The 18,855-nt window shown below is 72.1% G+C and carries 17 protein-coding genes; 11 read left to right on the top strand and 6 right to left on the bottom strand.

Annotated features, from left to right (window positions below):
* The first annotated feature begins 87 nt into the window (after positions 1–87).
* From RIC31_RS01040 to RIC31_RS01000, 9 genes are all read left to right on the top strand, one after another.
* Positions 88–426, top strand: coding sequence for a cupredoxin domain-containing protein (locus tag RIC31_RS01040; protein ID WP_350100155.1), 339 nt, complete (start codon positions 88–90; stop codon positions 424–426).
* A 29-nt stretch (positions 427–455) separates the two neighbouring features.
* Positions 456–2,690 (top strand): ATP-binding protein, encoded by a 2,235-nt coding sequence (locus tag RIC31_RS01035; RefSeq protein ID WP_350100153.1) that lies wholly within the window; start codon positions 456–458, stop codon positions 2,688–2,690.
* Positions 2,691–2,700: 10 nt separating this feature from the next.
* Positions 2,701–3,123, top strand: coding sequence for a response regulator (locus RIC31_RS01030; protein ID WP_350100151.1), 423 nt, complete (start codon positions 2,701–2,703; stop codon positions 3,121–3,123).
* Between the two features lie 11 nt (positions 3,124–3,134).
* Positions 3,135–3,626: a DUF488 domain-containing protein gene (locus RIC31_RS01025; RefSeq protein ID WP_350100149.1), complete on the top strand. Its 492-nt coding sequence runs from the start codon at positions 3,135–3,137 to the stop codon at positions 3,624–3,626.
* Between the two features lie 65 nt (positions 3,627–3,691).
* The gene (locus RIC31_RS01020; protein ID WP_350100147.1) at positions 3,692–3,925 is read left to right on the top strand and encodes a hypothetical protein; all 234 of its coding nucleotides are present in this window, start codon (positions 3,692–3,694) and stop codon (positions 3,923–3,925) included.
* Positions 3,926–4,087: 162 nt separating this feature from the next.
* Positions 4,088–5,056: a 2-hydroxyacid dehydrogenase gene (locus tag RIC31_RS01015; protein ID WP_350100145.1), complete on the top strand. Its 969-nt coding sequence runs from the start codon at positions 4,088–4,090 to the stop codon at positions 5,054–5,056.
* A 13-nt stretch (positions 5,057–5,069) separates the two neighbouring features.
* A complete protein-coding gene (locus RIC31_RS01010; protein ID WP_350100143.1) occupies positions 5,070–6,497 on the top strand; it encodes an amidase in 1,428 nt (475 codons plus the stop codon).
* Positions 6,498–6,512: 15 nt separating this feature from the next.
* A complete protein-coding gene (locus RIC31_RS01005) occupies positions 6,513–7,934 on the top strand; it encodes an amidase (RefSeq protein ID WP_350100141.1) in 1,422 nt (473 codons plus the stop codon).
* 13 nt (positions 7,935–7,947) lie between these two features.
* The gene (locus RIC31_RS01000; RefSeq protein ID WP_350100139.1) at positions 7,948–9,120 is read left to right on the top strand and encodes an acyl-CoA dehydrogenase family protein; all 1,173 of its coding nucleotides are present in this window, start codon (positions 7,948–7,950) and stop codon (positions 9,118–9,120) included.
* Between the two features lie 162 nt (positions 9,121–9,282).
* Here the strand turns inward: RIC31_RS01000 and RIC31_RS00995 are convergent, their stop codons facing one another.
* A complete protein-coding gene (locus RIC31_RS00995; protein ID WP_350100137.1) occupies positions 9,283–10,443 on the bottom strand; it encodes a cobalamin-independent methionine synthase II family protein in 1,161 nt (386 codons plus the stop codon).
* Positions 10,440–11,039, bottom strand: a complete 600-nt coding sequence (locus RIC31_RS00990) for a DUF2061 domain-containing protein (RefSeq protein ID WP_350100135.1) — start codon at positions 11,037–11,039, stop codon at positions 10,440–10,442. Before RIC31_RS00990 ends, RIC31_RS00995 begins: the two co-directional genes overlap by 4 nt.
* 111 nt (positions 11,040–11,150) lie before the next feature.
* On the opposite strand from RIC31_RS00990, the gene RIC31_RS00985 reads away from it, so the two are divergent.
* The gene (locus RIC31_RS00985; protein ID WP_350100133.1) at positions 11,151–12,236 is read left to right on the top strand and encodes an FAD-dependent oxidoreductase; all 1,086 of its coding nucleotides are present in this window, start codon (positions 11,151–11,153) and stop codon (positions 12,234–12,236) included.
* 25 nt (positions 12,237–12,261) lie between these two features.
* Here the strand turns inward: RIC31_RS00985 and RIC31_RS00980 are convergent, their stop codons facing one another.
* On the bottom strand, positions 12,262–12,954 hold the full coding sequence (locus tag RIC31_RS00980) for a hypothetical protein (RefSeq protein WP_350100131.1): 693 nt from the start codon (positions 12,952–12,954) through the stop codon (positions 12,262–12,264).
* Between the two features lie 118 nt (positions 12,955–13,072).
* On the bottom strand, positions 13,073–13,363 hold the full coding sequence (locus RIC31_RS00975) for a YciI family protein (protein WP_350100129.1): 291 nt from the start codon (positions 13,361–13,363) through the stop codon (positions 13,073–13,075).
* Between the two features lie 80 nt (positions 13,364–13,443).
* Here RIC31_RS00975 and RIC31_RS00970 point away from each other — a divergent pair, with 80 nt between their 5' ends.
* Positions 13,444–14,313 (top strand): LysR family transcriptional regulator, encoded by an 870-nt coding sequence (locus tag RIC31_RS00970; protein WP_350100126.1) that lies wholly within the window; start codon positions 13,444–13,446, stop codon positions 14,311–14,313.
* 149 nt (positions 14,314–14,462) lie between these two features.
* Here the strand turns inward: RIC31_RS00970 and cobO are convergent, their stop codons facing one another.
* Positions 14,463–15,083 carry a cob(I)yrinic acid a,c-diamide adenosyltransferase gene (gene cobO / locus RIC31_RS00965; RefSeq protein WP_350100124.1) on the bottom strand — a complete coding sequence of 207 codons (621 nt, stop codon included), beginning with the start codon at positions 15,081–15,083 and terminating at the stop codon, positions 14,463–14,465.
* Positions 15,080–18,826, bottom strand: a complete 3,747-nt coding sequence (cobN, locus tag RIC31_RS00960) for a cobaltochelatase subunit CobN (protein ID WP_350100122.1) — start codon at positions 18,824–18,826, stop codon at positions 15,080–15,082. Before cobN ends, cobO begins: the two co-directional genes overlap by 4 nt.
* Positions 18,827–18,855 lie beyond the last annotated feature (29 nt).

Below are 18,855 nucleotides of genomic sequence, written 5' to 3'. Positions count from 1 at the left end.
GATGCTGTGACGGACCGAGCTTTCTCGCATCGGCTGCGGACCTTGCGGTAGTCTGCTGGACATCGGAACGCTCGGGGAATCGGCATCATGCGCCATCCTATTCGCACCGTTTCGGCGGCCGCCGTTGCCGGCACCGCCCTCGGAACCCTGGTCGCCGTTGCGGCCTTCGCCGCCGAGAGCCGGGTGGTCCAGACCGGCAAGGCCTTCGAGCCGAAGGCGTTGACCGTGAAGGCCGGCGACAGCGTCGTGTTCGCCAACGAGGATTTCTACGATCACAACGTGTATTCGGAGTCCGACGGCAACGTGTTCAACCTCGGCATCCAGCCGCCGGGCCAGACCAACGCGGTGACCCTGGCGAATGCCGGCACGGTCCAGGTGCTCTGTCGGATCCATCCCAAGATGAAGCTGGTGATCACGGTCGAGTGACGGCCGGCCCACAGGAAGGGGCGCGGGGCATGTCGATCCGGTTCAAGCTGCTGGGCGCCTTCCTGGTCGCGGTGATCGCCGCCGCCGCCCTGGCGGCGGTCGCCCTGACCGCGACCTGGTCGCTCGCCGACCTCGCCCAGCGCCTGTACGACCAGCCGCTGCAGGCCATCAACCACGCCCGCTCGGCCGAGACCGCCTTCGCGGTGATGCAGCGCGCCGACTCCGCCACCGAGCGGGAGGAGCGCCGGGAGCAACTCGTCTCGGACCTGGCGGTGGTCGCCGAGCGCTCGCAGTCGCAGGCGATGCGGGGGCTGGTCGGCACCATCCTGGCCGAGGTCGACGGCTGGCGGGAGGCCGTACCCGGCGCCGCCCGGCAGGAGATTGCCGCCGGGATCCGCGAGAAGCTGGAGATCCTGGTCGAGGCGGCGGCGTCCGGCGGCTACCGGTTCTGGCTGGAGGCCGAGCGGCTGATCGAGCAGACCAAGACCTTCACCCTGGCGGTGATCGCCGGGGTGGCGGTGACGGCGCTGGCGGTGGCGGTCTGGATGATCCAGACCATCGTGCGGCCGCTCGGTCGCATGGAGCAGGCGATGACGGCGCTGGCCGGCGGCACCCGTGAGGTGGCGGTGCCCGACCTCGGCCGGCGCGACGAGGTGGGTGCGATGGCGGCGGCGCTGGCGGTGTTCAAGGACGCCATGGCCGAGGTGCGCGACGCCAAGGAGCGGGCCGAGGCGGCGACCCGCGCCAAGTCCGAGTTCCTGGCGATGATGAGCCACGAGATCCGCACGCCGATGAACGGCGTGATCGGCATGACCCGCCTGCTGCTGGACGGCGACCTGGCGGCCCGTGAGCGCGAGACCGCAGGCATCGTGCTGGAGTCCGGCGAAGCGCTGATGACCATCCTCAACGACATCCTCGACCTGTCGAAGCTGGAGGCCGGGCGCTTCGAACTGGAGGAGACCGACTTCGACGTCCGCCGGCTGGTCGAGGGCACGGTCGCGCTGATGAGCGGGCGGGCGTCGGAGAAGGGGCTGCTGCTGCAGGGCCGGGTCGCCGACGAGGTGCCGCCCTATCTGCGCGGCGACGCCGGGCGGCTGCGGCAGGTGCTGCTGAACCTGGTCGGCAACGCCGTGAAGTTCACCGACTCCGGCGCGGTGACCCTGTCGGTCCGGCGCGCGGCCGGCACGGGCGCCGACGTGTCGCTGATCGTCGAGGTGACCGACACCGGCATCGGCATGACCGCGGAGGTGCTGGGCCGGCTGTTCCAGGAGTTCGCCCAGGCCGATGCCTCGACCGCCCGCCGCTACGGCGGCACCGGGCTCGGCCTGTCGATCTCCAAGCGCATCGTCGGCCGCATGGGCGGGACCATCGACGTCGAGAGCGCGCCGGGCAGCGGCTCGACCTTCCGGGTCCGCGTGACGCTGCCGGAAGGCGGCGAGCCGGCCGCGACCGCCGAGGCCGAGGTGCCCGACCTGTCGCCGCTGCACGTGCTGGTGGCCGAGGACAACCTGGTCAACCAGCAGGTCGCCCGCGGCCTGCTGGAGAAGCGCGGACACCGGGTGACCGTGGTACCCGACGGCGCACAGGCGGTGGCGGCGGTCGCGGCCGGCGGCGTCGACCTGGTGCTGATGGACCTGCACATGCCCGAGCTGGACGGCATCGCCGCGACCCGGGCGATCCGGGCGCTCGACGGCCCGGCGTCGCTGGTCCCGGTGGTGGCGGCGACCGCCGGCGCCATGGAGCACGAGGTCCGGGCCTGCCTGGCGGCCGGCATGGACGCCGCGGTCGCCAAGCCGATCGACCCGCGCGCCCTGTTCCGGACCCTGGCGCGGGTGATGGCGACGGCACCTGTCGAGACGGACGACGAGCCGGCGGATGAGGGCGACCCGACGGCGCTGCTGGAGTCCGACAGCGAGCCGTTCGAGCCGGAAGTCTACCACGCCCTGGCCGATCAACTGGGCGACGAGATGGCCGGGGAACTGGTGGCGGCGTTCGAGGAGACCGCGGCCGAGGCGCTGGCCGCCATTGCCGTCGCGCGCGACGCCGGCGACCTGCCGGCGATCGCCGACACCGCCCACGGACTGAAGAGCGCCGCCGGCTCCATCGGCCTGCGCACGGCGTGGCGAAGCGCCCGAATGGTTGAAGAGGCGGCCCTGGCGGGGCATATGGACGACACGCACGCCGGGTGCGAGGCCCTGCCGGCCGCCATCGAGCAGGGGCTGACCGCCCTGCGTGCCGCTGCCCGCAGGTCCGCCGCCGAGTGAGTGCCGCCCGATGAGCCTGGAATCAGATCGACCTGCCGCACCAAAGCCGCTGCCGACCTATGCCGGCCTGCGGGTGCTGCTGGCCGAGGACGAGCCGATGGCGACCAAGCTGGCGCAGGGCGCGCTCAAGGTCATGGGCATCACCGACATCGTGTCGGTCAAGGACGGCGAGCAGGCGCTGGCGGTGCTGGAGCACGAGCAGGGCCAGTTCCAGCTGATCGTGTCGGACTGGAACATGCCGAAGATGTCCGGGCTGGAGTTCCTGAGGGCGGTGCGGCTGCGCTGGCCGCACATGAAGTTCGTGATGCTGACCGGCAAGGCGAGCCGCGATTTCGTGGTCGCGGCCGCGCGCAACGGCGTCGACGCCTATGTGGTGAAGCCGTTCAGCCCGAACCAGCTGCGCCGCAAGATCGAGTCGCTGTTCACGCTGTGACAGAGGCCGCGATGACGGCGCCGGCCGAGATCTGGACCGTCGGGCACTCGAACCACGGGATCGACCGGTTCCTCGACCTGCTGCGCGCGGCCGGCGTGACCGCTGTCGCCGACGTGCGCTCGGCGCCGTATTCCCGGCGGGTCCGGCACTTCAACCGCGAGCCGCTGCGCGACGCGCTGGCCAGTGCCGGGATTGCCTATGTCTGGCTCGGCGATGCCCTGGGCGGCAAGCGCGGCGATGCCCCGCCGCCGACCGGGCAGGTGGTGGCGGCGGCCCTCGACCGGCTGGCCGACGGGGCGGCCCGCTACCGGGTCGCGTTGATGTGCGCCGAATCCGATCCGGCCCGCTGCCACCGCGCCCGGCTGGTGGCGCCGCTGCTGCTGGCACGCGGGCACCGGATCCGGCATCTGCGGGCCGACGGCACGGTCGAGGAGCACGACAGGGTCGCGGCCCGCATCGTCGAGGTCGACGGCGGCGACCCCCGCCAGGACCGGCTGCTGTAGCGTGATTGCTTCAATGCGCACGCCGTGCGCTTGACAGGCGCACGGCGTGCGCCCACGATTTTCCGATGTGGATGCTCGCGCTCATCATCGCCTGCTCGCCGACCGAGGATGTCTGCACCTACCGGCCGGACACCACGGTGACCGGCAGCCTCGAGGACTGCCAGCGGCTGGGCCATTTCATGGCCGGCCGTGCCATGGTCCAGGCCTATGGCGGTTTCCCGGTCGGACCGGTCGAAGTCACTTGCCGGCCGCTGCTTCTGCCGATTGCGGTGGCCGACATCGACCCGGCGCGCCTCTAGGGAGCGTCCGCCGGACAGTCCGGCAACGGATTTTCCCGGACACGGTTCGCGCTGCATGACAAACCCGCCGTCCGCCCGCTAGCATCCGGGCTCGTGCGGTCCGGCTCGCGCCCATCGAGGCCCGGATCCGACCGCATCCCGCCACCCATCCGCGTGCGATCCATGACCGTCCGTATCCTCTATTTCGTCCCCGCCGACGCCAATCTGCGCGCCCTGATCGAGCAGGAGCGGCCGGACGGCTACGAACTGATGTACCTCGACCGCGACGACGAGGCCGAGATCCGCGCCAAGCTCGCCGAGGCGGAGGTCGTCATGATCGGCGCCAAGCGGCTGGAGGCGTGGCATGTCGAGGCGGCGCCGAGGCTGCGACTGGTGCTGCACCAGGGGGTCGGCTACCACGACACCGTGGCCACCACCGCGCTGCGCGACCGCCAGATCCCGCTGGCGATTACCCCCGGCGGCACCCCCGAGGGCGTGGCCGAGCACACCATCATGATGATGCTGGCGGTCGGCCGCCGGCTCGCCTGGCAGGACGCCGAGCTGCGGGCCGGGCGCTGGCATTCCAACACCGTGCGGGCCGAGGCGCTCGGCCTCGGCGGCGCCAGGGTCGGGATCATCGGGCTCGGCCGGATCGGCAAGCAGGTCGCCAAGCGGCTGATTCCCTTCGAGTGCGCGAATGTCGCCTACCACGACCTGCTGGAGATGGACCCGGCGGTCGAGCACGCGCTCCGGGTCGAGCGGCTGCCGTTCGACGAGCTGATCGCCAGCTCCGACTTCATCACCCTGCACGTGCCGCTGACCGACCTGAGCCGGCACATGATCGACGCCAAGGCGATCGCCGCCATGCAGGACGGGACGATCCTGATCAACTGTGCGCGCGGCCCGGTGGTCTCGGAGCCGGCGCTGCTGGAGGGCCTCGCATCCGGCAAGCTGGGCGGCGCCGGCCTCGACGTCTTCGAGATCGAGCCGGTGGTCGGCCCGTCGCCATTCGCCGGATTCCGCAACGTCGTGCTGACCCCGCACAACGCGCCCGGCACCCGCGACATCATGCACCGCAAGTTCCGCCAGATGTTCGCCAACGCCGAGCGGTTCTTCGGCGGCGATTCCCTCGACGACAAGGTCGATCTCTAGCCTCGGAGCTCCCATGGCAGCCTTCACCGAGTACCCGAACCACGACGGCCTCGGACTGGCCCGGCTGATCGCCCGCAAGGACGTGACGCCCGAGGAGGTGCTGGAGGCGGCGATCGCCCGCGCCGACGCCGTCAACCCGGCGATCAACGCCATCGTCCACCGCATGGATGCCGAGGCTCGCGGCCGGGTAGCGGCCGACCTGCCGACCGGTCCGTTCGCCGGCGTGCCGTTTCTGCTCAAGGACCTGTACATGGGCTACGAGGGTGCGCCGCTGTCCAACGGCTCGCGGCTATGGGCCGACTACGTCTCGCCGGCCGACTTCACCTACACCCGGCGCTGCCGCGAGGCCGGCCTGGTGGTGTTCGGCAAGACCAACACGCCGGAGCTCGGGATCGCCTGGACCACCGAGCCGACGGCGCACGGCCCGACCCGCAACCCCTGGGACCCGGAGCGTTCGGCCGGCGGCTCGTCGGGCGGTGCGGCGGCGGCGGTGGCGGCCGGCATCGTGCCGGTGGCGCATGCCACCGACGGCGGCGGCTCGATCCGCATCCCGGCGGCGCAGTGCGGGCTGTTCGGCCTGAAGCCGACCCGCGCCCGCAATCCGGCCGGCCCGTTCGTCGGCGAGGGCTGGTCGGGGCTGTCGACCGGCCACGTGGTCAGCCGCAGCGTGCGCGACAGCGCCGCCATGCTGGACGCCACCTCGGGGCCGGCGCCCGGCGATCCCTACGCTGCTCCGCCGCCGGCCCGGCCGTTCAGCGAGGAGGTCGGCGCCGATCCGGGCCGGCTGCGGGTCGCGCTCCACACCACCGGTCTCGACGGCCGTCCGCTCGACCCGGAGAACGCGCGGGCGGCCCGGGAGGCGGCCAAGCTGCTGCAGGAGCTCGGCCACGACGTCGACGAGGCGATGCCGTCGGTCGACGTGCCGGCGCTGTCGAAGGCGTTCCGGGTGATCATCGCCGGCAACCTGTGGAACGCCGTGGCGCTGCGCTATGCCGCGCTCGACCGCAGGCCGGACGGCTACGGGCTGGAGAAGGCGACCTGGGCCTGGGCCGAGGAGGGCCGGGAGTACACCGCCGCCGACTACGCCGCGGCGGTCACCGCGATCCATGTGGCCGGCCGTCAGCTCGCCGGGTTCTTCGAGAACTGGGACGTGATGCTGTCGACCACCATGCACGAGCCGCCGGCGAGGCTCGGGGTGCTGCGGCAGGACGACCAGGGGCTCGAGGAGTACTACCGGCTGCTGATGGACGAGATGCCGGTGACGCCGCTGTTCAACGCCACCGGCTGCCCGGCGATGTCGGTGCCGCTGCACTGGACCGCCGACGGCCTGCCGGTCGGCATCCACATCGGGGCGGCGTTCGGGCGTGAGGACCTGCTGATTCGGCTGGCCTCACAGCTCGAGCAGGCCAGGCCCTGGTTCGACCGAGTGCCGGCACTCTAGGCGCTGGAGATCCCGATGCTCGGCTACGACGACTACGCCCGTCACGACGCCCTCGGCCTGGCCGGCCTGATCCGGCGTGGCGAGGTGTCGGCGGCCGAGGTGCTGGAGGCCGCCCTGGCGCGGGCCGACGCGGTCAATCCGCGGGTCAACGCCATCGTCCGGCGGCTCGACGAGCGCGCCCGACAGGCGGTCCGGGACGGGATCGGGCCGTTCGCCGGTGTGCCGTTCCTGTTCAAGGACCTCTACACCTTCGAGGCCGGGGTGCCGACGGGCAACGGGTCGCGGTTCTGGGACGGGTTCTCGGCCCCGGCCGACTTCACCTACGTGGCGCGCTGCCGGGATGCCGGGCTGGTCAGCTTCGGGCGGACCGCGACCTCGGAGGAGGGGATCAGCATCTCCACCGAACCGGTCGCGACCGGCCCGACCCGGAATCCCTGGAACCTCGGTCGTACCGCCGGCGGCTCCTCCGGCGGGGCGGCGGCGGCGGTGGCGGCCGGGATCGTGCCGATGGCCCATGGCAGCGACGGCGGCGGCTCGATCCGGATTCCGGCGGCGCAGTGCGGGCTGTTCGGCCTGAAGCCGAGCCGCGGGCGCAATCCGATGGGACCGTTCGTCGGCGAGGGCTGGGCCGGGCTGGCCTGCAGCCACGTGATATCCCGCAGCGTGCGCGACAGCGCCGCCATGCTGGACGCCACCTCGGGGCCGGAGGTCGGCGACCCCTATGCCGCGCCGGCCCCGCCACGGCCGTTCGTGCAGGAGGTCGGCGCCGATCCCGGCCGGCTGCGCGTCGCATTGCATCTCACCGGGCTGGACGGCATCGCGCTGGATCCGGAGAACCGCCGGGCGGTCGAGCGGGCGGGTCGGCTGCTTGAGAACCTTGGGCATCATGTCGAGGAGGCGATGCCGGAGATCGAGTCGGCCGCCCTGAACCGGGCGATCATGGTGATCGTCGCCGCCAATGCCTGGAACACCGTCGTCGGCCGCTCGGCCGAGCTCGGCCGCGAGCCCGACGGCACCGGCTACGAGCGCGCGTCGTGGGAGATCGCCCGGGCCGGGCCGGACATCACCGCGCCGGAATACGCCGCGGCGGTCGGGGCGTTCCACCGCGCCGGCCGGGCGTTCGGGCGGTTCTTCGAGCGCCATGACGTGCTGGTGTCCACCACCATGCGCCGGCCGCCGTTCCCGCTCGGCACCCTGCGGCCGGACGCGACCGGCGGCGAGGAGTTCGCCCGGCAGTGCCATGCGGAGATGCCGGTGACGCATTTCTTCAACATGACCGGCTGCCCGGCCATGTCGGTGCCGCTGCACTGGACCGACGGCGGGTTGCCGGTCGGAATCCATATCGGGGCGGGCTATGGTCGCGAGGACCTGCTGCTTCGCCTGGCCGGCCAGCTCGAGGCGGCGCACCCCTGGTTCGATCGTCGACCCGCATTGTGAGGATGCTGCACGCATGACCGGAGCCCAGCTGCTTACCGACGACCAGCGCGCCCTGGTCGATGCCGTCGGCCGGATCGTCGACGGGTTCGACGACGACTACTGGCGCAAGGCCGACGAGGAAGCGCGCTTCCCGGTGGAGTTCGCCGGCGCGATGGCGGAAGGCGGCTGGCTGGGAATCGCCATGCCGGAGAATGTCGGCGGCGCCGGGCTGGGCCTGACCGAGGCGGCGCTGATGATGAACCGCGTGGCCAACTCCGCCGGCGGCATGGCCGCGGCCTCGTCGATCCACATCAACATCTTCGGCCTGAACCCGGTGGTGGTGTTCGGTAACGACGAACAGCGCCAGCGCTTCCTGCCGCCGCTGATCGCCGGCCGGGAACGCGCCTGCTTCGGCGTCACCGAGCCGGACGCCGGGCTGGACACCGGTCGGATCAAGACTGCGGCGGTGCGCGACGGCGACGTCTACCGCATCACCGGCCGCAAGATCTGGACATCGACCGCCCAGGAGGCCGACCGGGTGCTGATCATCGCCCGTACGGCGCCGGTCGAGGCCACGCCGAAGCCGACCGACGGTCTGTCGCTGTTCTACGCGCCGCTCGACCGCTCCAGGGTGGAGATCCGGGCGATCCACAAGATGGGCCGGCACGCCGTCGACTCGAACATGCTGTTCATCGACGACCTGGAAGTCTCGGCGGCGGACCGGATCGGCGAGGAGGGCCAGGGCTTCCGCTGCCTGCTGCACGGGCTGAACCCGGAGCGCGTGATGATCGCCGCCGAGGCCGTCGGCATCGGCCGTCAGGCGCTGGCCCGGGCCGTGACCTACGCCAAGGAACGCATCGTGTTCGGCCGGCCGATCGGCCAGAACCAGGGCATCCAGCATCCGCTCGCCGAGAACTGGATGGAACTGGAGGCGGCGTGGCTGATGGTGCTGCGCGCCGCCGCCCTGTACGACGCCGGCGAGCCCTGCGGCGCCGAGGCGAACGCCGCCAAGTACCTGGCGGCGGAAGCGGCGTTCAAGGCCTGCGAGCGGGCGGTCATGACCCTCGGCGGCATGGGCTACGCCGCCGAGTACGGGGTCGAGCGGCTGTTCCGCGAGGTGCTGATCAACCGCATCGCCCCGGTGTCGCCGGAGCTGATCAAGTGCTTCATCGCCGAGCGGGTGCTGGGGTTGCCGAAGAGCTACTGAGGCGCACGTCGCTTCGTGGGTCCCGGAGCCGTCGGCTCACGCCGACTCTCCGGGATGACGACAAGATGAGCAGGAAGCTTCGCCATTTTCGTCATCCCGGAGGGGCCGCGCCAGCGGCCGGCTCCGGGACCCACCGGCCGCTCGGCCGCTCCGGGTTGATGCCTAGAACAGCCGCCCGGCCGCGATGTCTGCGCCCTGGCGCATGCTGCGCAGCTTGGCCCAGACCACGTCGGCGGTGACCCGGCCCATGCCGGCCGAGGTGTCGAAGCCGCAGTCGGTGCCGGCCAGGATGCGGGCCGGGTCGCCGACCATCTCGGCGGCCCGTTCCAGGCGGTCGGCGACCACTTCGGGGTGCTCGACGAACGCCGTCTGGGTATCGATACAGCCGACGATCAGGGATTGATCTTTTTTCAGAGGAATATCCCTGAAAACCTTGATTTCATGTTGATGTCTGGGGTTGGCAAACGGCAGCATGAAGGTGCCGACCCGGGCCTCGGCGATCGCCGGCAGGATATCGCGCAGGGCCACGTCGTGGTCGTGCGGCCCCTCGTAGTTGCCCCAGCAGACATGCAGGCGGATGCGGTCGCGCGGCAGTCCCTCGATCGCCGTGTTGATGGTGGCCACCACCCGTTCCACGAAGCCGACGAAGTCGGCGACCGGCCGGTCTGCATAGGTCAGGTGCCGCTCCAGCGCCAGGTCGGGCGCGTCGATCTGCAGCATCAGCCTGGCCTCGATCGCCGCCACATACTCGACCTTGAGCGCCTCGGCGACGTCGGTCAGGTAGGCCTGATCGTCGGGGTAGTACTGGTTCTTCATGGCCATCGCCACGATGCCGGGCGAGGGCGCGGTGATGAACGCGTCGGCGAAACCGCCGCCCGCGGCCTTCAGCGCATCCTTGAACCCGTCGATCTCGGCGGCGTTGGCGGCGCGGTCCTCGTAGCGGATCGGTCCGACCGCCATCGGCGGCGAGAAGTTGGTGACCCCCTTGGTGGTGGCCAGCGCCTGCCGGCGGACCTCGGCGAACTCGGGATAGGACTCGAACTCGCGGCTCGGCCGCCGGGTCCATTTCCCGCCGAAGCCGGACATCCGGCGCTGCACGTACAGGAAGAAGCCCTCGCGGACCTGCTCGCCGTCGCTCGGGATGTCGATGCCGGCATCGCGCTGCTGCGCCACCACGGCGCGGGTGGCGGCCTCGCCCTCGGCAGCCAGCGCCGTCTCGTCGATCGCCTCGCCGTTCACCCGGTGGGCGTAGAGCTGCACGAGGCGCCCGGGCCGCGGCAGGCTGCCGGCATGGGTCGTCAGGATCCTTCGTCCGGTACTCATCGGTTTGGCGGTGCTCCCTGCCAGTTCGCGGAAATCGTCCGGACCGGCCCCGCGGCATCGGCCCGGCGCAGGTCGTCGTAGAACGCCCAGCCGTACTCGTTGGCGACGTAGACGACGGTTTCGCCGACCGCGCTGCCGACCATGAACCCGCCCGCCACCACCGGATTGCCGGTGAAGCCGAGGCCGACGGCGAACGCCCGGGTCGAGCTGGCCAGCCGGAAGGTGATGCCCTTCAGAAGGTTGTCCTTGAGGTCGTACTCGGCCTCGGGCGGGCCGAGATAGCCCCAGGCGACCTCGTGGCCGTAGTACATCGCCATCGCGGCGCTGGCGTTGACCGCCAGGAAGGCCGGTCCGCCATAGATGTGTCCGCCGAGGATGCTGCTGAACAGCAGCAGGTCGATGGCGTTGGTGGCGCCTTCGAACACCAGGGTCTTGTAGAGCGACCGCTCGAGCACCGGCGGGGCGCCGGGGGCGGGCGGCGCCGGTTCCGGCAACGGCGCCTGGGCGGCTGCCGGCCCGCTGACCGACAGGGCGACCGCGACGGCGGCACCGGAGACGAGCAGGCGTGCCGCCCTTGCTGTCGATCGCTGCTGCACCCCTGTCTCCTCAACCACTGGATAATCCGATAGGCTGGCAATCGACAGAATGGCATCGCGGGCCCCGTTCGTCAGGCCCGTTGTGCGTCACGGGTGCATGGCAGGTGGAGCATGGCCGGGTTGGATGTGCTGATCGCCGGCGCCGGCCCGGTCGGGCTGACCGCGGCGCTCGAACTGGTCCGGCGCGGCGCCTCGGTCCGGATCGTCGACCGGGAGGGCAGCCGCACCAAGCTGTCGAAGGCGGCCGGGATCAACGTGCAGAGCCTGGAACTGCTGGAGCCGAGCGGGGCCACCGAACGGCTGCTGGCCGCCGGGATCCGGATCGCCCACGCCAACCTGCACTTCGACGGGGCGAAGCTGGTCACCCTCGACCTGTCGCAGGCCCGGCACCGCTTCAACTTCCTGCTGGCGCTGCCGCAGAGCGAGACCGAGCGGGTTCTCGAGGAGGCGCTGGCGGAGCGCGGCGTCGCCGTCGAGCGCGAGACCGAGATGACGAGCCTGCTGCCCTCCGCCGACCAGGTGACGGCCGCCCTGAAGACCGCGGCCGGCGACAGCGAGGTGTCGGCAGGTCTTCTGCTCGGCGCCGACGGGTCGCGCAGCCTGACCCGCCAGACCCTTGGCATCCCGTTCACCGGCTCGCGCTACGACGAGACCTGGAGCCTCGCCGACGTCACCCTCGACTGGGACTACGGCTACGGCGAGGTAAATCTGTTCCTGCATCGCGACGGGTCGCTGCTGTTCACGGTACCGATCGCGCCCGATCGGATCCGGGCGATCTCGCAGACCGGCGAGGCGCTCGCCCTGCTGCCGCCGGGGGCGAGCGTCCGGGAAGTTCATTGGGAGTCGACGTTTCACGTCGCGCTGCGGCAGGCCGACCGCTATCAGGAGGGGCGCTGCTTCCTGGCGGGGGACGCGGCCCATGTGCATTCGCCGGCCGGCGGCCGCGGCATGAATCTCGGCATCTGGGACGCCTGCGCGTTCGCCGCGCGACACCAGGCCGGGACCCTCGACGGATATACTGCCGAACGTCACCCGATCGGCGCGCGCATCCTGGCGATCACCGACCGGATGTTCCGGATCGCCCGCCTGAAGCCGGGCATCGGCCAGGCGGTCCGCAACGCCATGCTGCGCCACGTGGCGCCGTACCCGGCGATCCAGCGGCGGATCGCGCCGCAACTGCTGGGAATCGAGCGCTAGCGTCGCTTGGAGCCGTCGCCGAGCGCTAGCGTCGCTTGGAGTCGTCGCCGAGCATCTGGCGGCGCAGTTCCGCGATCGGATCCGCAGGCCCCTTCCGTCTCGTGGACTTCAGCACCGGGTCCTCGGGAATGCGCTGCCAATCCCAGTTCCTGTCGGGCTCCTCGGGCTCGTCGGCAACCGGGCGGGCGGCGGTCGTCGGTGGCCGCTTGGCCCGGGCAGGGGCGGCGGAAGGATCCGCCGGGGTCCGTCCGGAACCGGCCTTCGGTGCGGCCCTGGGAGCGCCGTTGGGCGCCATCGGCCTGGGAACCGACGGGCGCGGAACCTGGGCCTGGGCTGCCGGCTTCGCCACCACCTCGTCGGCCGGGTCGGTCGCCGGGCTGTGGCTCATGATCAGCGGCTTCCAGTCCAGCGAGTCGTCGGCGGCCGGCGGCTTCGGTTTGACCGGCGCGGGTTTCAGCTTGCGGGCCGCGAGCAGTTCCTTCTCGGTCTCCGCCTGGCGCTCGGCATGGGTGCCGATGCGCTGCCTCTCGCGCGGCGGCAGGGAGTCGAACGACTCCTCGGCGCGACGGTAGTCGCCCCGGTTGCCGGTGCCGGCGGCCTTCTCCAGGCGATCGGCGATACGGGCGTTGTTCGGACCGGCAGCCTTGGTGCTGCGCGCGAGAATGCGCATACTGCGGCGGTCGACGTCGGTCAGTGGACCCTCATCGCCGTCCGTCATGCCGACTCTCTCGACATGCTGTCCCCTCCGTCTTCTCGGACGAATCCGAGCTTCAACGTCTCCCACTTAAATATCTCTTAAGAAACGAAGTTGGTCCAGCCTGACGGTTGCGACAGCCTCAACCGAGCCGGCGGCCGTCGGAAAATACCTGACGCCAGGCCAGGATACGCACCGACCGGCGCAGCCCGGTCGGCCAGAACGGGTCGGCCTCGACCAGCCGGCGGACCGTCGACTCGGTGTCGGCCTCCACCAGCCACAGGCCGCCGGCCCCGGCCTCGCCGTCGAGCAGTGGCCCGGCGGCGCGGATCCGGTCGGCCTCGCGTTCCAGGAAGGCGAGATGCGCCGGCATGTGCCGGCGGCGCTCGTCGGCCTTCGCCGGATCGTCCTCGAACAGCACGGCATAGAGCATGGTCGGTCTCCTCGACGGCGGGTTTGCGGTTCCACGGTGGACCGGCGAAGCTGCATCCGCACGAGGGAGATCGGCCTACCATGGCTGCGAAAATGCAGGAACCCGACTGGAGCGACCTGCGCATCGTCCTGGCGCTGGCCCGCTTCGGCACGCTGGCCGAGGCGGCGCGGCGGCTGCGGGTCGACCCGACCACGGTCGCCCGGCGGGTCGTGCGGGCCGAGGCGGCGCTCGGCGTGCGGCTGTTCGACCGGGTCGAGGGCAACTGGCGGCCGACCGCGGCCGGCGCGTCGGCGGCCGTAGCGGCCGAGCGCATGGAGGGCGAGGCCGGCGCGCTCGCCGAGGCGGTGGCCGGGGCCGATACGCGGGTCGCGGGCACCGTCCGGCTGACCGCCGTGCCGCTGCTGGTCGACCGGCTGCTGGTGCCCGCGCTGCCGGCGCTGCTGGCCCGGCACCCGGACCTGACCGTGGAACTGGTCGCCGAGCCGCGCGCGCTCAGCCTGACCCGGCGCGAGGCCGACCTGGCGCTGCGGCTGGCCCGCCCGACCGGCGAGCAGGCGCCGCTGGCCCGGCGGATCGGCCGTCTGGCCTACGCCGCATACGGCCCGACCGGTGCCGACGCCGCGGCGCTGCCCTGGATCGGCTACGACGACTCCATGGCCGACCTGCCGCCGGCCCGGCGCATGATGGAACTGGCGGCGCGCGACGGCCGGCCCATGGCCGGCCTGCGGGTCAACGACGGCGGCGGCCTGCTGCAGGCGATCCGCGCCGGCATCGGCCGCGGGCTGCTGCCGCGCGCCGTCGGCGACGGGGCGGCCGGGCTGGCCCGCCTCGACGACCCGGACGCCGTGCTGGAGCGCGAGCTGTGGCTGATGATCCACCCCGAACTGCGCGGGCTGGCGCGGGTGCGGGCGGTGGTGGCGTGGCTGGACGCCGTGTTCGGGGACGGCTGAAGCAGGCCCTTCGTGGCTTCCCCGGCCCGAGGCCGGGGGCGCACCTCAGGGCGACAGGGAAGGGACATGCCGCCCCGTTTCCTCCTGTTGCCCTGAGGTGCCCCGCAACGCGGGGCCACGAAGGGCCGGCGTCGGTCGCTCCGGCTCCCTCAGAACTCGATGCCGGCCTGCGCCTTGAAGCCGCTGCGGAACGGGTGCTTGACCATGGTCATGTCGGTCACCAGGTCGGCGGCCTCGATCAGCTCGTCCTTGGCGTTGCGGCCGGTGACGATGACATGCAGGTCCGGCCGCTTGCTCCGCAGGGTATCGACCACCTCGGCGATCGGCAGGTAGTCGTAGCGCAGCACGATGTTCAGCTCGTCCATCAGGACCATCTTGATGTCGGGATCCGCCATCAGCTGCTTGGCGGCCTCCCAGGCGGCGCGGGCGGCGGCGACGTCGCGCTCCAGGCTCTGGGTGTCCCAGGTGAAGCCCTCGCCCATGGTGCGGATCGACACCTGGTCGGGGAACGCCTCCAGCACCTTGCGCTCGCCGGTCTCCCATTTGCCCTTCACGAACTGCACGACGCCGACCTTCATGCCGTGGCCGATCGCCCGGCACACCATGCCGAAGGCCGCCGTCGACTTGCCCTTGCCCTTGCCGGTGTGGACGATCAGCAGGCCGCCGGTCTTGTCCTTGGTGGCCATGATCTTGTTCCGGGCGGCGCGCTTCTTCGCCATCTTCTCGGCGTGCCGGGCGGCGATTTCGGGGTCGATGGTCTGTTCGGTCATCGGGTCTCTCCCTCCATGAGTGCCGCGAGCCGATCCTGCACCGCATTCCGCCGCGGATGCCAGAGGCCGCGGTCGATGGCTTCCTGGAAGCGTTCGGCGATCTCCTTCAGGGCCGCCGGGTTGTGGTCCACCAGGAACCCGCGCACCGTGTCGTCCTCGAGGTACGCGTCGAACAGCTGCTCGAAATGGTGGTCGTCGACGCAGCGCGCGGTGGCGGCGAAGGCGAACAGGTAGTCCACCGTGGCGGCGATCTCGAAGCCGCCCTTGTAGCCGTGGCGCATCACGCCGGCGATCCACTTGGGGTTGGCGGCCCGGCCGCGCACGATGCGGGCGATCTCCTCGGCGAGGGTACGGACCTTCGGGCTCTCGGGGCGGCTGGAATCGGTGTGAAACACCGTCGGCTGGGCGCCCGAGAGATGGCGTACCGCGGCGGTGATGCCGCCCTCGAACTGGTAGTAGTCGTCGCTGTCCAGCAGGTCGTGCTCGCGGTTGTCCTGGTTGTGCACCACCAGCTCGGCACCGGCCAGGCGGGCGCGGAACAGGTCCGGCTCGGACGCGCCCTCGGCGCCCTGGCCGTAGGCGTAGGCGCCCCACTCCAGATAGGCCTCGGCCAGGTCGGCCTCGGTGTCCCATATCCGTTCGTCGATCAGCGCCTGCAGGCCGGCGCCGTAGGCCCCGGGCTTGGAGCCGAACACCCGGAAGGCGGCGCGGGATTTCGCCAAGGCCTCGTCGACCCCGGCGGCGGTCATGCGCTCCGCGTCGGCCTGCACGCGGGCCGCGACCGGGTTCAGCGCGGCCGGCTCGTCGAGGGCGGCGACCGCGCGCACGGCGCTGTCGATCAGGTCGATCTGGTGCGGGAAGGCGTCGCGGAAGAAGCCGGAGACCCGCACCGTGACGTCGACCCGCGGCCGGTCGAGGACCGACAGCGGCAGGATCTCGAAGCCGGTGACCCGGCCGGACGCCGGTTCCCACTCGGGGCGCACGCCGAGGAACGCCAGGATCTGCGCGATGTCGTCGCCGCCGGTGCGCATGTTGGCGGTGCCCCAGGCCGAAACCGCCAGCCGCTGCGGCCAGTCGCCGTTCTCCTGGCGGTAGCGGTCGAGCACCAGGCCGGCCGACTTCCAGCCCAGGGTCCAGGCCGCCGGGGTCGGCACCGCCCGGGTGTCGACCGAGTAGAAGTTGCGGCCGGTCGGCAACACGTCCGGCCGGCCGCGGCTCGGCGCACCGGAAGGGCCGGGCGGCACGAAACGGCCGTCGAGCCCGCGCAGCAGGTTGGCGATCTCGTCCGGCCCGGACTGCAACACGGACGGTCGCAGCCGGCTTTCGACCTGGTCGAGCACGGTGGCCGTTCGGGGCCATGCGGCGGGGCAGGGCGCATCACCGGATACGAGTGCGGCCGACAGGATCTCCAGCCGCTCGACCGTGTCGCCCTGGGTGCGCCAGGGCTGGCCGTCGACGGCGGCGAGGGCTTCCGGGCGCGGGCCGGCCCAGGCGGCGGCCGGGTCCGGGTCGAGCGGGTCGAAGCCGGCGAGGCCCAGGTCGGCGGCCAGCGCCCGCGGCAGCGAGGCGTCGCCGCCCTCGCCGCGGCCGCGCGGCACCCGGGCCAGGGCAACCAGCAGGTCGGTCAGCAGCCGGCCCTGGGGGGCGCTGCCGAACACGTGCAGCCCGTCGCGGATCTGCAGCTCCTTCAGCTCGCACAGATGATTGTCCAGCTTGCCGAGGGCGATCTCGTCGGCCTCGTCCGGGTCGATGCCGACGTCCTTGTCGAGCCCGGTGCGCCGGGCGGCGTCGAGAATGCGCTCGGACAGCAGCGGCAGCCGGCGCGGGTCGACGCCCATGGCCTGGAAATACTCGTCGACCAGTGCCTCCAGCTCCTGCAGAGGGCCGTGCAGCTCGGCGCGGGTCAGCGGCGGCGTCAGGTGGTCGATCACGGTGGCGGCGATCCGGCGCTTGGCCTGGCTGCCTTCGCCGGGGTCGTTGACGATGAACGGGTACAGCACGGGCAGGGGGCCGAGCGCCACCTCCGGGAAGCAGCTCTCCGACAGCGCCAGCGCCTTGCCGGGCAGCCATTCCAGGTTGCCGTGCTTGCCGACGAACACCACGGCATGGGCGTCGAAGGCGTCGCGCAGCCAGGCGTGGAAGGCGAGGTAGCCGTGCGGCGGCGGCAGGTCGGGGTCGTGGTAGCTGGCCTTCGGGTCGATGTGGTAGCCGCGCGCCGGCTGGATCGCCACTGCGACGTTACCGAGCCGGTGGACGGCGAGCCGGAACCGGTCGCCCTCGACATGCGGGTCGGCCGCCGGCGCGCCCCAGCGGTCGGTGACGAGCGTGCGTGCGGCTGCAGGCACCCGGTCGAGGAAACGGGCGTAGTCGGCGAGCGTCAGGTCCTCGCCGCCGGCCTTGCCGGATCGGCCTTCCAGCGCGTTGGTCGGGCCCGCGCTCAGCGTCCGCATCAGCGCGTCGCCGTCCTCGGGGATGCCGTCGACCGCATAGCCGGCCTCGCGCAGCGCCCGCAGGATCGCTACCGTCGCCGCCGGGGTGTCGAGGCCGACGCCGTTGCCGAGCCGGCCTTCCCTGGTCGGGTAGTTGGCCAGCACCAGGGCGATCCGCCGTTTGGCCGGCGGCGTCGCGCCGAGCCGGGCCCAGGCCGTGGCCAGGTCGGCGACATGGGCGACCCGGTCCGGGACCGGCTCGGGTGCCACGATCGGGCACTCGGTCGCTTCGTCCCAGCGGCCGTCGCCCTTGAACGACACCGCCCGGGTTAGCAGCCGGCCGTCGATCTCCGGCAGCGCCACATGCATGGCGATGTCGCGCGGGCCCAACCCCCGGGTCCCAGTCTCCCACGCATCCCTCGCTCCGCTTGAGAACACCACCTGCAGCACCGGCCGGTCGCTGGCGGCGAACGGGCCGTCGACCGGCTTGCCGGGCTGCGAGACCGCGAAGGACGTCGCGTTCAGGATCAGCGCCGGCGGGCAGGCGGCCAGGGTGTCGGACACCAGCGCGGCCGAGGTCGGCTCCTTCAGGCTCTGGGCATAAATCGGCACGGCTCCCAGGCCGCGTTCGGCGAGCGCTTCGACCATTGCGTCGACCGGGGCGAGCTGCCCGGCCTGCACCAGGGCGCGGTAGAACACCAGCGGCACCGCCGGGGCGTCCGGCGACGGCCAGCGGGCGCGGATGGCGTCCAGGTCGGGCCGGTCGAGGCCGGGCCAGTACAGCCCTGCGCGCGGGATCGGCGCCGGCTCCCGCCAATCGCCGCCGCGGCCCAGCAGGTCGTCGGCATAGGCCAGCATCTGCCCGGCGTTCTCCGGTCCGCCCTCCTGCAGGTAGCGCCAGATCCGGTGCACCGCCTCGGCCGGCAGGGTCGAGCGGCCCATCAGGTCGGCGTCCGGCGTGTCGTCGCCCGGCACGCAGGCGAGGCCCACGCCGTTCTCGCGGCAGGCCCCGGCGATCTGCTCGATGCCATAGGGCCAGTAGGCGACCCCGCCGATCAGCCGGACCACCACCAGCCGGGCCTTGGCGACGATCTCCTCGGCATAGAGGTCGACCGACAGGTGGTGCAGCAACCGCATGACGTTGGCGAGCCGCAGCGTCGTCGCACCGGCCGGCCGCCGGGCCCGGGCGGTCGCCAGCCCGGCCAGGTCGGTGTCGGCGGCCGACAGCACCACGACGTCACCGGGTGTCTGTCCGAGGTCGGCCGCCTCCGAGCCGTCGTCAACCGCGCCCGAGCGGGTGGCGAGCAGGTGCATCAGGCGGTCCCCGTCAGGCCCGTCGTGGC

The sequence above is a fragment of the Thalassobaculum sp. genome, from assembly GCF_040219615.1.
Taxonomy (GTDB): Bacteria; Pseudomonadota; Alphaproteobacteria; order Thalassobaculales; family Thalassobaculaceae; genus Thalassobaculum_A.
This window is presented reverse-complemented; position numbering and strand designations above follow the sequence as displayed.

What these genes read in the sequence shown, in the direction of transcription:
- RIC31_RS01040 (WP_350100155.1), top strand. Translation starts at nt 88, where the DNA reads ATGCGCCATCCTATTCGCACCGTTTCGGCGGCCGCCGTTGCCGGCACC.
- RIC31_RS01035 (WP_350100153.1), top strand. Translation starts at nt 456, where the DNA reads ATGTCGATCCGGTTCAAGCTGCTGGGCGCCTTCCTGGTCGCGGTGATC.
- RIC31_RS01030 (WP_350100151.1), top strand. Translation starts at nt 2,701, where the DNA reads ATGAGCCTGGAATCAGATCGACCTGCCGCACCAAAGCCGCTGCCGACC.
- RIC31_RS01025 (WP_350100149.1), top strand. Translation starts at nt 3,135, where the DNA reads ATGACGGCGCCGGCCGAGATCTGGACCGTCGGGCACTCGAACCACGGG.
- RIC31_RS01020 (WP_350100147.1), top strand. Translation starts at nt 3,692, where the DNA reads ATGTGGATGCTCGCGCTCATCATCGCCTGCTCGCCGACCGAGGATGTC.
- RIC31_RS01015 (WP_350100145.1), top strand. Translation starts at nt 4,088, where the DNA reads ATGACCGTCCGTATCCTCTATTTCGTCCCCGCCGACGCCAATCTGCGC.
- RIC31_RS01010 (WP_350100143.1), top strand. Translation starts at nt 5,070, where the DNA reads ATGGCAGCCTTCACCGAGTACCCGAACCACGACGGCCTCGGACTGGCC.
- RIC31_RS01005 (WP_350100141.1), top strand. Translation starts at nt 6,513, where the DNA reads ATGCTCGGCTACGACGACTACGCCCGTCACGACGCCCTCGGCCTGGCC.
- RIC31_RS01000 (WP_350100139.1), top strand. Translation starts at nt 7,948, where the DNA reads ATGACCGGAGCCCAGCTGCTTACCGACGACCAGCGCGCCCTGGTCGAT.
- RIC31_RS00995 (WP_350100137.1), bottom strand. Translation starts at nt 10,443, where the DNA reads ATGAGTACCGGACGAAGGATCCTGACGACCCATGCCGGCAGCCTGCCG.
- RIC31_RS00985 (WP_350100133.1), top strand. Translation starts at nt 11,151, where the DNA reads ATGGCCGGGTTGGATGTGCTGATCGCCGGCGCCGGCCCGGTCGGGCTG.
- RIC31_RS00980 (WP_350100131.1), bottom strand. Translation starts at nt 12,954, where the DNA reads ATGACGGACGGCGATGAGGGTCCACTGACCGACGTCGACCGCCGCAGT.
- RIC31_RS00975 (WP_350100129.1), bottom strand. Translation starts at nt 13,363, where the DNA reads ATGCTCTATGCCGTGCTGTTCGAGGACGATCCGGCGAAGGCCGACGAG.
- RIC31_RS00970 (WP_350100126.1), top strand. Translation starts at nt 13,444, where the DNA reads ATGGCTGCGAAAATGCAGGAACCCGACTGGAGCGACCTGCGCATCGTC.
- cobO (WP_350100124.1), bottom strand. Translation starts at nt 15,083, where the DNA reads ATGACCGAACAGACCATCGACCCCGAAATCGCCGCCCGGCACGCCGAG.
- cobN (WP_350100122.1), bottom strand. Translation starts at nt 18,826, where the DNA reads ATGCACCTGCTCGCCACCCGCTCGGGCGCGGTTGACGACGGCTCGGAG.